General features: G+C 68.7%; 14 protein-coding genes. 1 reads left to right on the forward strand and 13 read right to left on the reverse strand.

What is annotated here, in order from left to right; genetic code table 11:
• Window positions 1–40: 40 nt before the first annotated feature.
• The 6 genes from AC5P60_RS15995 to AC5P60_RS16020 form a co-directional block, all read right to left on the reverse strand.
• Window positions 41–967: a FecR family protein gene (locus AC5P60_RS15995; protein ID WP_483693267.1), complete on the reverse strand. Its 927-nt coding sequence runs from the start codon at window positions 965–967 to the stop codon at window positions 41–43.
• Window positions 964–1,473, reverse strand: a complete 510-nt coding sequence (locus AC5P60_RS16000; protein ID WP_483693266.1) for an RNA polymerase sigma factor — start codon at window positions 1,471–1,473, stop codon at window positions 964–966. The genes AC5P60_RS15995 and AC5P60_RS16000 overlap by 4 nt, the downstream gene beginning before the upstream one ends.
• 124 nt (window positions 1,474–1,597) lie before the next feature.
• A complete protein-coding gene (locus tag AC5P60_RS16005; protein WP_033833941.1) occupies window positions 1,598–2,104 on the reverse strand; it encodes a hypothetical protein in 507 nt (168 codons plus the stop codon).
• 94 nt (window positions 2,105–2,198) lie between these two features.
• A complete protein-coding gene (locus AC5P60_RS16010) occupies window positions 2,199–2,423 on the reverse strand; it encodes a hypothetical protein (RefSeq protein WP_005410058.1) in 225 nt (74 codons plus the stop codon).
• Window positions 2,420–3,121 (reverse strand): glutamine amidotransferase, encoded by a 702-nt coding sequence (locus tag AC5P60_RS16015; RefSeq protein WP_033833923.1) that lies wholly within the window; start codon window positions 3,119–3,121, stop codon window positions 2,420–2,422. The genes AC5P60_RS16010 and AC5P60_RS16015 overlap by 4 nt, the downstream gene beginning before the upstream one ends.
• On the reverse strand, window positions 3,118–3,891 hold the full coding sequence (locus AC5P60_RS16020; protein WP_005413791.1) for a YggS family pyridoxal phosphate-dependent enzyme: 774 nt from the start codon (window positions 3,889–3,891) through the stop codon (window positions 3,118–3,120). Before AC5P60_RS16020 ends, AC5P60_RS16015 begins: the two co-directional genes overlap by 4 nt.
• Window positions 3,892–3,967: 76 nt before the next feature.
• Between AC5P60_RS16020 and ptsJ the strand changes: the two genes are divergently transcribed.
• On the forward strand, window positions 3,968–5,254 hold the full coding sequence (ptsJ, locus tag AC5P60_RS16025) for a MocR-like B6 salvage transcription factor PtsJ (protein WP_033833921.1): 1,287 nt from the start codon (window positions 3,968–3,970) through the stop codon (window positions 5,252–5,254).
• 32 nt (window positions 5,255–5,286) lie between these two features.
• On the opposite strand, the gene AC5P60_RS16030 is transcribed toward ptsJ, so the two are convergent.
• The 7 genes from AC5P60_RS16030 to AC5P60_RS16060 form a co-directional block, all read right to left on the reverse strand.
• A complete protein-coding gene (locus tag AC5P60_RS16030; RefSeq protein ID WP_005410054.1) occupies window positions 5,287–5,793 on the reverse strand; it encodes a hypothetical protein in 507 nt (168 codons plus the stop codon).
• Between the two features lie 191 nt (window positions 5,794–5,984).
• Window positions 5,985–9,101: an error-prone DNA polymerase gene (locus AC5P60_RS16035; RefSeq protein ID WP_495201773.1), complete on the reverse strand. Its 3,117-nt coding sequence runs from the start codon at window positions 9,099–9,101 to the stop codon at window positions 5,985–5,987.
• Window positions 9,102–9,107: 6 nt separating this feature from the next.
• Complete coding sequence (locus tag AC5P60_RS16040) at window positions 9,108–10,517, reverse strand: Y-family DNA polymerase (protein ID WP_483693264.1); 1,410 nt, start codon at window positions 10,515–10,517, stop codon at window positions 9,108–9,110.
• Between the two features lie 9 nt (window positions 10,518–10,526).
• Window positions 10,527–11,141 (reverse strand): translesion DNA synthesis-associated protein ImuA, encoded by a 615-nt coding sequence (gene imuA / locus AC5P60_RS16045; protein WP_049453594.1) that lies wholly within the window; start codon window positions 11,139–11,141, stop codon window positions 10,527–10,529.
• Window positions 11,142–11,359: 218 nt separating this feature from the next.
• Window positions 11,360–12,367 (reverse strand): cyclase family protein, encoded by a 1,008-nt coding sequence (locus AC5P60_RS16050; RefSeq protein WP_099474591.1) that lies wholly within the window; start codon window positions 12,365–12,367, stop codon window positions 11,360–11,362.
• Window positions 12,368–12,402: 35 nt separating this feature from the next.
• Window positions 12,403–13,053 carry a DsbA family oxidoreductase gene (locus AC5P60_RS16055; RefSeq protein ID WP_012480588.1) on the reverse strand — a complete coding sequence of 217 codons (651 nt, stop codon included), beginning with the start codon at window positions 13,051–13,053 and terminating at the stop codon, window positions 12,403–12,405.
• Between the two features lie 92 nt (window positions 13,054–13,145).
• On the reverse strand, window positions 13,146–14,096 hold the full coding sequence (locus AC5P60_RS16060) for a LysR family transcriptional regulator (RefSeq protein WP_221233382.1): 951 nt from the start codon (window positions 14,094–14,096) through the stop codon (window positions 13,146–13,148).
• Between the last annotated feature and the right edge of the window lie 70 nt (window positions 14,097–14,166).

A 14,166-nucleotide genomic window follows, 5' to 3' on the forward strand; every position in this document is an offset into this window, starting at 1 on the left:
AGCGTCGTCATCCCGGGTAGACGCAGCCGCAGGCCGGATGTCAGGGTCCATCACGCCGTTCCCTGCGTGGCGGCAGCCACACCTGTATGCCGTCGCCGAGGCGCAGCACGCGCACCTGCAACTGAGTGGCCAACTGGTCGCGGTTGCTGGCTGCGCCGTCGGCACTGCCAAGCAGGGTGACCGGCTGCTGGCGCAGCTGCTCGCCGATGACCCACGTGTGCCCGCCGTGCCAGCGGTCCAGGCCCTGCGTGACGTCGGCCAGCGGGGCCGAGACCCAGTGCAGGCGCCGCTCGCGCCAGGCCAGTGTTCCGGAGGCGGTGGTTGTTGCATCGGCTGTTGACTGCCCATCGAAGCGCAGCTGCTCGCCGTCGTTGGCCAGCATGCTGGCGTTGCCGCTGTCCACGCGCACGCGATGCTCGGTAACGGTGACCACGCTGCTGTTGCCCTGCACGGCAAGATCGAATGCGGTCCCCAGTGCAGTGACGGTGCCCTGCGGAGTGTGTACCTGGAAGGGCCGGTCGGCGTCGGCGGCGACCTGGAACCAGGCCTGGCCACGCTGCAACTGGAGCTGGCGGCGCTGCCCATCGATGCGCACCTTCACTTCGCTGCCGGGTGACAGCAGGACATGCGAACCATCCGGAAGGGTCTCCTCGCGGATCTCGCCAGCGGCCGTACGCAGTACCTGCGCCACCGGCGGCGAGGCATGGCGGCTGTAGAGACCCAGCGCACACAGCAACAGAACCGCAATGCCGGCTTCGCGCAGGCGACGGCGTTGCCTGCGCTGCTGTTGCCGCTGCAGGCTGGGCAGCGTCGCGCCTGCCTGCCACAGGTGCTGCAGATACTGGTACTGCGCGGCATGGCGAGGGTCGGCCTGGTACCACTGGTCGAACGCGTTCTCGTCGCGGTCACCGTCGTGCCCGTCCAGCCACCAGCGTGCGGTTTCACGCGCGATCGCGTCCTGGCTCATGCGCCGGGCACCTGCTGCAGGGCGACGAGGGCGCGCAGCAGATGGCCGTGCGCGGTCTGCCGGCTGATGCCGAGCTGGCGCCCGATCTCAGCCAGCGCCAATTGTTCAACCCGCGCCAGCAGGAACACCTGGCGCGAGCGCGGTGGCAGCGCGGCGATGATCGCGTCGAGGTGGCGCAGCTGTTCGGCGTCGAGCAGTCGCTGCTCGGGCAGTGGTGCAGGATCGGCGATGGCCTGCAACTGCGTGTCATCCAGTACCTCTTCGCGACGGCGCTGGCGCTGCCGGTAGTGATCCGCGATCAGGTTGTGGGCGACGCGGTACAGATAGGCGCGGCCGTTGCTCAGCAGGCCGCTGGCGGCGACTTTGACGACACGCAGCCAGGTTTCCTGGACGACGTCATCGGCGTCGCTGCGTTGCGGGAGTTTGCGGCGGACATGGGCGTGCAGCGGCAGGTAATGGGCCGCGCACAGCTGCGCGACATCCGTCGGTTCGACAGGCGTGGACACGGGGCGGGCGACAACTGGGAAAGGGAACAGCCCGCGGCGGCAAGGGCAGCGGCTGCACCTTACAGCAAAAGAGAATCATTTGCATCCATGGCGCGAGGCACGGCACGCATGGGTCACCGCGGCGTCAGCGCGGACGATAGTCGCAGTGGATCTGCAGGGCTTCGGTGGCGTTGTGATGCAGCTCGAAGCCGCACTGCTGCAGGCTGCGCTTCACCTGCACGACGGCTTCGGAATGACGGGCAACGCGACGATCCTGCCAGCGCAGTGGGGTGAACACGCCCAGGGGCAGCAGCCGCAGCCGCTTGCCGTGCAGTACCAGTGAGACATCGACATGACGGCCATCGATGTCGTGGCCGTTGGCACCGAAAATGGCATCGATCTCATCGCGGCGTTGCGGGTAGCAGGTGCGGAATGCTGCGATGCCGAGCCGTCGTACCGCGCGGCGGAAGCCACCGAGACGGCTGTGGCCGGGTTCGAAGCCACGGGTGAGCAGCAGGCGCAACCCGGCAGGCAGCATCGCCTGCGCGTCGAGCAGGCGTTGCAGTACCTCTTCTTCCAGTTGGATGCGGGTGGAGGGCCAGCGCGGGGCGATGAGCAGTCCGTGGTGGTTGCCGCGTTGCAGGGTCAACATGCGTGAAGCTTCGCACGCGGGCGAACAGCCGCGGTAGTGCCGGCCGCTGGCCGGCAGATCCGGGTGCCGGCCAGCAGCCGGCACCACCATCGGGTCAGATGTCGCGGTACTGGATCTGCGAAGCCAGTACCCGCAGGCCATCGGCATTGCTGGACAGGATGCGCTCTTCGCCGACACCTTTCTGCCGTTTCAGCTGGAAGCCCTGATCGGCAGGCAGCTGTGCGGCAATGGCGTCCATGCGTTGCAGGGCATCGGGGCCGCTGCAGTCGAAGTGGCCCCAGTGGGCGCCATCGCGGTGGATCTGCAATCGGTAGTTCATTGCGGTGTCTCCGGCAGGTCCTGCAGCCAATGGTCGAACATCGCGGTGGCGGCCGCTGCCAGCGGTGCGCCATAGCGACGGGCCTGGGCGCGCAGGTCGTTGGGATCGATGCCGGCCTGGGCCAGCTCCAGCGTGTGGCCGATCAGCCAGCGCTCGAACTGGCGGGCGTCCAGTTCCGGATGGCATTGCAGGGCCAGTGCGTGGCTGCCGATGGCGAAGGCCTGGTGACGGCAGGCCGGCGTGCTGGCCAGGCGGCGTGCACCGGCCGGAAGTTCGAACGCCTCACCATGCCAATGCAGTACCGGAATGCCCTGCAGGGACTGCAGCGGAGAACGCTGGCCTTCATCGGTCAGCAGCAGTGGCGCAAAGCCGATTTCCTTGCCACCACTGGGAGCGACACTGGCACCGAGTGCCCGCGCCATCAGCTGTGCACCCAGGCAGATGCCCAGGGTCGGCCGCTGCCGCTGCAGCCGGCGCTGCAGCAGGGCAATGCTGTCGTTGACGAAGGGATAGGTCCCTGTGTCATTGGCACTGATGGGACCGCCCAGCACGACCAGCAGGTCGGCGGTTTCGGCGTCATCGAGCGCATCGACGCCGGCCTGCAGCGGCTGCAGCTGCCAGCCTTGCGCCAACAGCAGTGGCTGCAGGGTGCCGAGGTCTTCAAAGCCAACGTGCTGCAGGACAACCGCGTGCTTCATGCCGGGGCTCCGCTGTTCGGCCAGTAGAAGCTGTCCGGGGTGGCGCGGGCGCCGAAAATGGCCTGGCCGACGCGGACCACGGTGGCACCTTCCTCGATGGCCACTTCGAAATCACCGGACATGCCCATCGACAGCTGCGACAGGTCCAGGTCGGGCGGGGCGGTGCGTTGCAGCTGGTCGCGCAGTTCGCGCAGGCGCACGAAGCAGGCGCGCACGCGCTCGACGTCGGGGGTGAAGATGGCCAGGGTCATCAGGCCGCGCACGCGCAGGCGATCGAAGGCTGGCAGCTGTTGCACGAAGGCCTCGACCGCGTCGGGTTCCAGTCCGTACTTGCTGGGTTCGGCCGAGGTGTTGACCTGCACGAACACATCCAGGGTGCGCTCTTCCAGTTGCAGGCGCTGCTGCAGGGCCTCGGCTACGCGCAGGCTGTCCAGCGCCTGGAACTCGCTGGCAAAGCGCGCCACGTAGCGCGCCTTGTTGGTCTGCAGATGGCCGATCACCGACCAGTGCACGCCCAGGTCGGCCATCGCTTCGGCCTTGCGTTGTGCCTCCTGCACCTTGTTCTCGCCAAGTTCGTGGCAGCCTGCGGCCACCGCCATGCGGATGCGGGCTTCATCGACGGTCTTGCTGACCGGCAGCAGGCGCACGCTGGCCGGGTCCCGGCCGACGCGGGCGCAGGCATCGGCGATGCGTTGGCGCACCGTGACCAGGTTGGCGGCGATCTGTTCAACGGACTGGGCGACGGGCCAGTCGGCGGCGGCAAGGGGCATGCGGGCACCTCCAATGCAGGGCGGCCAGGGTGGGATACACTGGCACAGGACAAGAGATATTTTGGCATAGGACAAAATGAAAATCACTGGGCACAGTGCCGAGTCGATCTTCGACAGCATCCGTGAGGGCATCGGCGAGGGCCGCCTGCCGGCCGGCAGCGTGCTGCCGCCGGTGCGTGAACTGGCCGAGCAGCTGGGCGTGAACCGCAACACCGTGGCCGCTGCCTACAAGCGCCTGGATGCGGCGGGTCTGGCCAGCACGGCGGGCCGCCGCGGCACGGTGGTGCGTGGCCTGCCGCCGCCGCTGGCGCGCGAGGGCAGTACGCCCGGGCTGGCGCTGCAGGACCTGGCCGGTGGCAATCCGGATCCGCGCCTGCTGCCGAACCTGCGCCTGGCCCCGGCCGCACCGCGGCTGTATGGCGTGGGCACGGTCGACCCGAGGTTGCAGGCGCTGGCGCGCGCCTCGCTGGATGCGGACTGCCCGGCGGGTTATGCGCTGGAGCTGACCCATGGCGCGGTCGATGGCATTGAACGCCTGCTGGCGGCCTGGCTGCTGCCGGGGGATCGCATCGCGGTGGAGGATCCGTGCTTCCTCGGCAGCCTCAATGTGCTCAATGCCGTGGGCCACGCGCCGTTGCCGGTGGCGGTGGACGCGCATGGCATGCAGGTCGAATCACTTCGGCAGGCGCTGGAGGCCGGTGCACGCGCGGTGCTGCTGACCCCGCGTGCGCACAACCCGACCGGGGCCAGCCTGGATGCGAAGCGGGCACGGGCGTTGCGCCAGCTGCTGGCGGCCTACCCGCAGGTGGCGGTGCTGGTCGACGATCATTACGCGCTGCTTTCGCAGCAGGCCTACCACTCGGTACTGCCGCTGGATGGCCGGCGCTGGGCGCTGTTGCGTTCGTTGTCCAAACCGCTCGGCCCCGACCTGCGCCTGGCCTGGTTGGCCTGCGATGAAGAAACCGCGATGCGGTTGCGGCTGCGATTGGCGTCCGGCACCGGCTGGGTCAGTCATCTGCTGCAGGATGCGGCGACGTCGGTGCTGGCGTCGGCAACGCAGCGGGCGAAGATCGCCTCGGCAGGTGAGCGTTACCGGCAGCGCCTGCAGTCGCTGCAGGAGTTGCTGCGCGCGCGTGGCATGCCGACGCCGCTGCCAATGGAGGGATTGAACCTGTGGCTGCCGTTGTCGGCTGACAGCCATCCTCAGGTGCTGGCACTGGCTTCGCGCGGATGGCATGTGCGGGCGGGCGAAGTGTTCGCGGTGGCGGCGCCGGGACATGGCCTGCGCATCACCTGTGCGGCGCTGGGGACGACGCAGCTGCGGCAGCTGGCCGATGACCTGGCGGCCGTGTGTGGGGTGTAGCGTCGAGCATGGCTCGACGCTACAGAAGCCGATCAGGGCGCGGCGTTGGCGCCAGGGCGCACGTAGTAGGACTGGCCGCTGTCATCGACGAACATCAGCTCCGGCTTGCCCTGCCAGGAGGTGAGCATGGCGCCGGTGTTGTTCTGGTGCTTGACCATCAGGCTGGCGCCGCGGTCCGGATTGGCGACGACCTTGAATACTTCGGTAGTGCCGGTGGCATCGTCGAGGGTGAGCAGGGCTTCGCCGCCGCGGTCGCTGGTGCCATAACCACCACGCTCGGAACCGTCGGGGCCAAGCAGGATCAGGCCAGACAGGGCGGTGGCGCGCGGCCCCTGGGTGCGGCCCTGGCTGAGCGGGTCGGGGACCGGTGCGCCGAGGATCACCCGCGGCTGGCCGCTTGCATCGTGGATGACCAGGCCGCGTGCTTCGATGATGCGCTGTGGCGATTGGCTGCGATGCAGGTTCCAGGCGGTCCAGCCGGAAACAAGCAGGGCGAGGGTGGAGACCACCAGGGTGGTCAGCAGCAGCGCACGGGGCATCGGGTGGTCCTTCCTTGGATGTGCCGACGATAGCGGATGCAAAAGGGGATGGGTAGAGTCGACTGTCAGTCGACTGCTGTTCGATCAGATCACGGAAATTCCCGCGCTGGCGCGCGCAAGTCGACTGACAGTCGACTCTACCTCTACCTGGTCGACATCACCCTGTGGCCGTTACGCGGTGATTCCCGGCGTCAGTGGAAATCGCGGCTGTGGCTGCGCAGTCCCTGCAGCAGCTCATCCAGGCAGTGCATGCGCTGCACGATGACATGCTGCACACCATCGACGCGTTCCAGGCGGCCATCGATCTGCATCAGCTGGGTATCGACCAGCACCCGGTGCTGGCGATCGGCCAGGTGCCGCCAGACCACGGCGTTGACCATGCCAGTCTCATCTTCGAGCGTGAGGAAGGTGACGCCGCTGGCGGTCTGTGGGCGCTGGCGCATGCGTACCAGGCCGGCGATACGCACGCGACGGCCATGGCCATGGCCATGGCCCGCCAGTTGCGCGGCATCCAGGCAGCCACGGCTGCGCAGCTGCGCACGCAGGAATGAGATCGGATGGCGGCCGAGGGTGGTGCCGGTGCTGCGGTAATCGGCCTGCATGTCCTCCCAGGCGCTGGGCAGGGGCAACGGCACGCGGGCTTCGGCGGTGGCGCGGGCCTGATCGAACAGCGGCAGCCGGTTTTCCACGCCGGAGATATCCCAGCGTGCACGATGGCGATGGCCACTGAGCCCGCGCAGTGCGCCAGCATCGGCCAGCAGGCCCTGCTGGCGGCGGTCCAGGGCCGTGCGCTGGCACAGGTCGCCCACATCGTCGAACGGGCGCCGCGCACGTTCGCGCATGATGGCCTGCACGGCGGGCTCGTTGCAGCCATCGACCAGGCGCAGGCCGAGCCGGATCGCGGCCGCGCCCCTGCTGAAATCCAGGGTGCAGTCCCAGTCGCTGTGGCGCACGTCCACCGGCAGCACGCGGATGCCGTGCCGGCGCGCGTCCTGCAGCAGCTGGTCGGGGCTGTAGAAGCCCAGCGGCTGGCTGTTGATCAGGCTGGCGGTGAACGCGGCGGGGTGATGGCATTTCAGCCAGCAGCTGTTATAAGTCAGCAGGGCGAAGCTGGCGGCGTGGCTTTCCGGGAAACCGTAATCACCGAAGCCCTTGATCTGCTCGAACAGATGCTCGCCGTACTCGCGGCTGAAGCCGTTCTTCAGCATGCCGGACAGCAGCTTCTCGCGATGCGGCTCCAGGCCGCCACGGCGTTTCCATGCGGCCATCGAGCGGCGCAGGGCATCGGCCTGGCCCGGCGTGTAGCCGGCCGCTTCCACCGCCAGCTGCATCACCTGTTCCTGGAACAGCGGCACGCCCAGCGTGCGTGCGAATACGCGTTCCAGCTGCGGTGGGTAGAGCGGGTTGTCCGGGTCGTTCAACGCGTCCGGTCCCTGTTCGCGCAGGATCCGGCGCCGCTCCAGATAGGGGTGCACCATGTCGCCCTGGATCGGGCCAGGGCGCACGATCGCCACCTCGATCACCAGGTCATAGAACGTGCGTGGCTGCATGCGCGGCAGCATCGCCATCTGTGCGCGCGATTCGATCTGGAACACGCCGATGGTATCGGCGGCGCAGATCATGTCGAAGGTCTTTGCATCCTTGGGCGGGATCGCATCCATGCGTCCTTCATGCAGGCCGTGCTGCTTCAACATCGCCAGGCATTTGCGGATGGCGGTGAGCATGCCCAGCGCCAGGCAGTCGACCTTCATCAGGCCGGTGGCATCCAGATCGTCCTTGTCCCACTGGATGACGGTGCGGTCGGCCATCGCCGCGTTTTCCACCGGCACCAGGGTCGACAGCGGATGCTCGGAGATGACGAAACCACCCGGATGCTGAGACAGGTGGCGCGGGAAGTCGATCAGTTCATTGGTCAGTGACAGCAGCCGCCGCATCAGCGGCGTGTCCGGGTCGAAGCCGCGCTCGCGCAGGGTTTCCGGCAGCGGGATGCCGCCACCCCAGTGGTCCATCGCCGCGCCGAGTTCGTTGACCTGGTCCATCGGCAGGCCGAGCGCACGGGCGACGTCGCGGATCGCGCTGCGGCCACGGTAGCTGATTGCTACTGCGGTCAGTGCGGCGCGCTCGCGGCCATAGCGCTTGAACACGTACTGCAGCACTTCCTCGCGGCGCTCGTGCTCGAAGTCGATGTCGATGTCCGGCGGCTCATTGCGCTCGGCGGAGATGAAGCGCTCGAACAACAGATTGCTGCGCGCAGGATCGATCTCGGTCACGCCCAGCACAAAGCACACCGTCGAATTGGCCGCCGAGCCACGCCCTTGGCAGAGGATGTCCTGGCTGCGGGCGAAGCGCACGATGTCATGCACGGTAAGGAAGTAGGAGGCGTAGTTTTTCTCCCGGATCAACGCCAGCTCATGTTCGATCTGCTTGCGCTGTGCGTCCTTGATCCCTTCTGGCCAACGCCAGGGAATCTTTTCTTCGACCAGCTCGCGCAGCCAGCTGTCCGGGTCATGCCCCTCCGGCACCAGCTCGCGTGGATAGGTGTACTGCAGCTGTTCCAGGGTGAAGTGGCAGCGCTCGGCGATGCGCAGGGTCTCGGCCAGCAGTTCGGGCGGATACAGCTGGGCCAGCGCGGTACGCGGGCGCAGGTGGCGCTCGCCGTTGGGGAACAGGCGCCAGCCGGCCTCGGCCACGCTGCAACGATGGCGGATCGCGGTCAGCGTGTCCTGCAGGGCGCGGCGGCGTCGCACGTGCATGTGCACATCGCCACTGGCGACCAGCGTCAGGCGGTGACGTTCGCCGAAGGCCTGCAGCTGCTGCAGGCGGCGTGCGTCGTCGTGCTCGTGGTGCAGTTCCACCGCCAGCCACAGCCGATCATTGAAGCCGGCGCGCAGCAGTTCCAGGTCGGTGGCGGCCGGTTGCCGGTCCAGCCACAGGCACAGCAGGCCGTCGGGCAGGCCGAGCAGGTCCTCGCGCAGGCAACGGTACTCGCCCTTGGCCGCGCGCCGCCGGCAGGTAGTTATCAACTGGCACAGCCCGGCATAGGCGGCCTGGTCGGTGCACAGCAGGGCCAGCTTGGGTCCGTCCTCGACCTGGAATTCGGCGCCGACGATCAGCGCCACGCCATGCGCCTTCGCCGCCTGCCAGGCACGCACGATGCCGGCCAGCGAGCATTCGTCGGTGATCGCCAACGCGCGGTAGCCCTGGCCGGCGGCGCGCGCGAACAGCTCTTCGGCGATCGAAGCACCACGCTGGAAACTGAAGGCCGACAGGCAGTGCAGTTCGGCGTAGCCGGGCAGTTCGCTGTGCATGGCGGCTCAGCCGAACCAGCCGTGCAGCATCCACGGCGCATGCGGATCGTTGCGCTCACGGAAAGCCCAGCCGCGCTGGCCGTGTGCGGTTTCCACCACGTAGTAGTCGCGGCGCGCGTCGGCCTGGTCCCACCAGCCCGATTCGATCCGCTCCGGCCCGGTGACGATGCGCAGCCGCGGATCACGCAGCGGTTGCGGGGTGTCCAGCAACCAGCCAGGGCGCAGCGGCCAGTACGACGGGGGCTTGGCCGGTGGCTGGGTGCCACTGGCGCGTTCGGGGCGATGATCGGCCTGCACCGCCAGCGGCTGCACGGCATCATCACCCAGCCGCGCACGCAGGCGCTCGCGCAGCTGGTTCCAGGGCATCGCCTGTGCCGGGCGGGTATCGAACAGGTCGCGCGCGGCGGGCACGAACGGTGGCAGCTGTTCGGCCTGCAGGCGCAGTGCGCGGCTGCCGGCCGGCAGGGCGAACGCTTCCATGCGGTTGCGCGCGATCTCGAACAGCAACGCGGGATCGCGTTCCGGTGCCAGCAGGCCGATGGTCAGCACGCTGGCCGGCAGCAGGTCGTGCTCGAAATGCAGGTCGAAGCGCTGCACGCCGCCATCGCGCGAACACAGGAACGCGGCCAGGTCCAGCAGCAGGCGACGCAGCGGGAACAACAGGGCCTGGCTGGATTCGATCTCGTACTCGAATTCGATGCGTGTATCGAAACGGTCCGGTGGCTGGTAGTAGCGCAGTGGCGCGGTGGTTAGCCCACGCAGTGCATCCAGCTGCTGCAGGACCTCGGGGGCAAAGCGCCGGGCCAGGCTGTCGCGCGGCAGCTCGAGCACTGCGCCCAGCGTGCGCAGGCCGGAGCGGCCGAGCACCGTCACCGCCTCGTTGGGCAGGCCGCAGCGCGGCAGGGGCAACTGCGCCAGCGCCGCCGGCAGTTGCTGTGCATCGATGCCGAGGCCGTCGTGGACGTTGGCCAGCACGCGCGCGGCATGTGGGGTAGGTGCGGCCACCAGACGGTGACGGAAGCCGAGTTCGTGCAGTTCGTTGCGCAGCCGCTGCTGGATCGTCAGCCAGTCACCGAACAGGGCGCGGCTGGCGCCGATCTCCAGCACCAGTGCATGCGGGAAATCGAGGCTGACCTGGGAGCTGTAGGCGTAGGCCCAGCTGGCCAGCAGCTGCCGGGTGTGCTGTTCGGCGTTGGGATCGTAATCGTGCAAGTGCATGTCCTGCACGAGCACCTGCGCAGCCGACAGCAGCATGCCCGGGCGCAGCCCCGCTGCGCGTGCCGACGGGCTGACCGCACGCAGTACGCGACGCTGTGCCGGCCCCTGCAGCAGCACCAGTGGGCGCTGCGGATCCGGCTGCAGGCGCAGCACGCTGTCCAGCGCCAGCTGCGGCAACAACAGGCAGGCCCAGTGCATGGCGCGGCCTCAGTGGGCGATGGCCAGCGGCAACGGCTGCGCCGGCGGCAGGCCGCCTCGGCACTTCAGCACCCGCACCTGGCCGTGGTCGAGCTGCAGGCGCAGGCTGGCCGGAGAGGGATTGCGCGCCGCCTGCGCCTCGCGGAACACGAAGCCCAGGCACTGGCCGCTGTCGGCGGCCACCTGCAGCCGGCGCAGGGCGCGATCGTCGGCCTGGTGTGGCCAGCACAGCACCGCTGCGCAGGCGGCAGAGCGCAGGCACTGCTCGGTGGCCCAGAGCGCCTGTTTCGGCGCTGCGTGGATGATCTGCAGCTGGGCCAGGTCCAGCCCGGCTGCCGCCCAGGCCGGGGCATGCGGGCGATAGGGCGGGGCGACCAGCACGATCGGGCGGTCACGCAGGCTCAGCTTGGCCAGCGCCGGCCAGACCAGCGCCAGCTCACCCACCCCGGGCGCCGCCTGCAGTACCTCGCACAGCCCGCTGATGGGCCAGCCACCGCCGGGCAGGCGTGCGTCCAGTGCCGGGTGGCCGCTGGCCAGATGGTCGCTGGCCGGCCCCTGGCGGGCCGGGCCGCGCCACAGCTGGCGCCCGTCCAGCAGCCGGTCGAGGGCGACGACGGCACCCATCAGCCGGCCCTCCAGGGGAGGCGCCGGGCAGGCTGGAAACGGCAGGAACGGGCGGAAACGGCGGGCATGGCGCGAGTATCGACGGGCCGGTATCAGGGGCTGAGACCGGACATGCTACTCGCCTTGTGAGTAGAATTACTAATGAAATCGGAGGGTCCGGTTTCAGGTTGCTGAAGGGGGTAAAGAGTGCCGATCAGGGTCGGCACCCACAGGCCCGGTTACGGGCGGACTGGCAACGCCACCGGGCGCAGCGGCGCGGCATCGCCGCCGCGGATCTTCAGCGGGCCGCCGATGAAGGCGAACTCGTAGACCTTGTCGCGGGCCAGTTCGTCCAGCGCCACCAGCTCGATGATCGGCGCGCCCTGCTGGGCCAGCAGGTAGGTGTGCAGCGGCACGTAGTCGTCGGACACCTCCGAGGGGAAGGTCTCGAAGCTGAGGTTGTCGGCACCGACGATCATCGCGCCGCTGTCCTCGACCAGGAAGCGCGCCGCGTCCAGGCCCATGCCCGGCGGGTTGGCCATGTAGGCCCTGGGCTGCTCGAACAGGCGCATGCGGCCGGTGCGGATCAGCACCACGTCGCCCTGCTGCAGTTTCACCTTCTGGCGTGCCAGCGCATCCTTCAGGTCCTGGCGGGTGACGCGGTAGCTGTCAGGCAGCATGTCCACGCCCTTGGCGGCGGCCACGTCGATCAGCACGCCACGCGCGATCAGCGGCGGGAACTTCTCGATGCCGGTGACATTCCAGCCACGATCGCCGAGGTGCTTGTCGGCCTCGAAGCCGTTCCAGATCTTCCCGTGGATGCCGAAGTGGTTCAGCGCATCGATGTGGGTGCCGGTGTGGCTGTACATCGAAAATGCGGTGCCGGTGTAGCTGCGGGTGAGGTTCATGGTCTCGCCCACGCCCATCGGGTCGTCCATCACCGTGCCGCGCGGGGTGTGGGTCATCCAGAACTGGTAGTGCGGGTCGCCGGCATCCTGCCAGCTGGGCATGCCGACGTAGTATTCGGTGGCCAGGTCATAGGCCTTGCCGCCGCTGACCCGTGACAGGATCGCCGCACGCGAGGCTTCGGTGATCAGGTTGAGGCGGCCGATCTCGTCCTTCGGCCCCCAGGGGCTGGTGCCGACCTGCTGGCCGGAGGGAACGCGTTCGTGTGCGGACACGGTGGTGGACGCGGCGGTGCCGGCCAGCAGCAGGGCCAGCGCGGTGGCCAGGGTATGTGGGGTCATGGGGAATCTCCTTGCAGGGTGGGGGAGGGTGCGGCTCAGGCCGCGACCAAAGGCGCCAGGGCCTGGCGCAGGTGTGGCAGCGGCAGGGTCTGCAGGCGCAGGCCGTTGCCGCCGATCACGGTGGGTATGGAACGGATGCCGAGGGCAGCGGCTTCGGCACGATCGGCCTGCACGCGCTGGCGTACTGCGTCGCTGCGCATGTGGTCAGCGAAGGCGCCACGTGGATGGCCCAGCGATTCGGCGATATCCAGCAGGACTTCGGCATCGCCGATGTTGCGGTGCTGGTGCAGGTGCGCCCACTGCACGGCATCGAACATCGCGCCATGGGCGTCGTTGCCACCGAGCATGCCGGCGGCCTGGCAGGCCAGTGCGCCGAGCCAGCCGGACGGATACTCGAAGTCCTGTGCGCGCATGCCTTCGATATCGATGCGCGCGGTGTCTTCATGCGCGGCGCAGTCGGTCCAGTGGCGCAGGATGATCGCCTTGGCGCGCTCCATCGAGCCGAACACCTCGACCATCTGCGCGCGTGAGTCCTGCAGCACGAAGCTGCGGTGGCGCACCTGGATGCCGAGTTCGGCCGAGACCTGCTGCAGGCGCGGGGCCAGCACGAAGCACCAGCCGCAGACCACGTCGTGGAAGAAATCGACCACCGGCGCGGCGGTGGCGGGGGAAGGAACGGAAGACATCTGCCTGCCATCGGTGAGAGGGGAGGCGGCAGATTAGGCAGCGCGGCGTAGCCGAAACAGCACGCCGCGGGCAGCTCAGTTTTCGCTGGCGGTTACGAATCCAGGCCGGCGCAGCCGGGCAGCTCGGCGTGCAGGAAATCGATGAAGGCACGCACCTTGGGCTGCAGGTGGCGCGACGTGGGGTAGACCGCATGCACGAAGCGTGGCGGATAGCAGTGGTCGGGCAGCACCTGCTGCAGTTCGCCACGGGCCAGTGCCGGTGCGGCCAGGAACGAGGGCAGGGCGCCGATGCCCATGCCGGCCACCAGCAGGTCGCGCAGCAGCAGGCTGTTGTTGACGGTGACGCGCGCCGGCAGGGTGATCGTCACCTGGCCATCGGGGCCGAGCAGCGGCCAGCTGCCGGGCGAGTCGGACAGGCTGTAGGCCAGCACGCTGTGCGCCTGCAGATCGTCCACCGCCTGCGGTGCCGGATGCTGCCGCAGGTAGGACGGGGCCGCGCACAGCACCTGCTGCAGCGACGCCAGCCGGCGCGCCACCAGGCGTGAATCATCCAGCTCGGCACGCAGCCGCAGCGATACATCGAAACCCTCACCGACTGCATCGAGCAGGCGATCTTCCATCACCAGATCCAACGACAGCTGCGGATGCTGCTGCAGGAAGCGTGGCAGCAGCGGCGACAGCGTGCTCAGTGCGAACGACTGCGGCGCGTTCACGCGCAGGCGCCCGGCCACGTCGCCGCGCTGTTCGGCGATGCCACGTTCCAATGCGTCCAGCTCGTCGAGCAGGCGGCAGCATTCACGGTAATAGGCGTGGCCGGTCTCGGTCAGGCTCATGCGCCGCGTGGTCCGCTGCAGCAGTACCACGCCCAGATGCGCTTCCAGCGTGCGCAGCTGCTTGCTCAGGCCGGCGGGCGACATGCCCAGGTCTTCGGCAGCGCGGGCCAGCCCGCCGCGTTCGACGATGCGGCGGAAGGCACGCATCAGGTTGAAGGAATCCATGCCGGCCCCGGGCGCGATGAGGGCGCCATTGTAGAGCCGCGCCATGCGTGGATGTGGGAAACGCGGCGCCGACCAAGGTCGGCGTCTACCCGGTGCGTGCGGGTTGCGTCGTTTG

It is taken from the genome of Stenotrophomonas sp. YJH_SMC_120 (assembly GCF_059368675.1).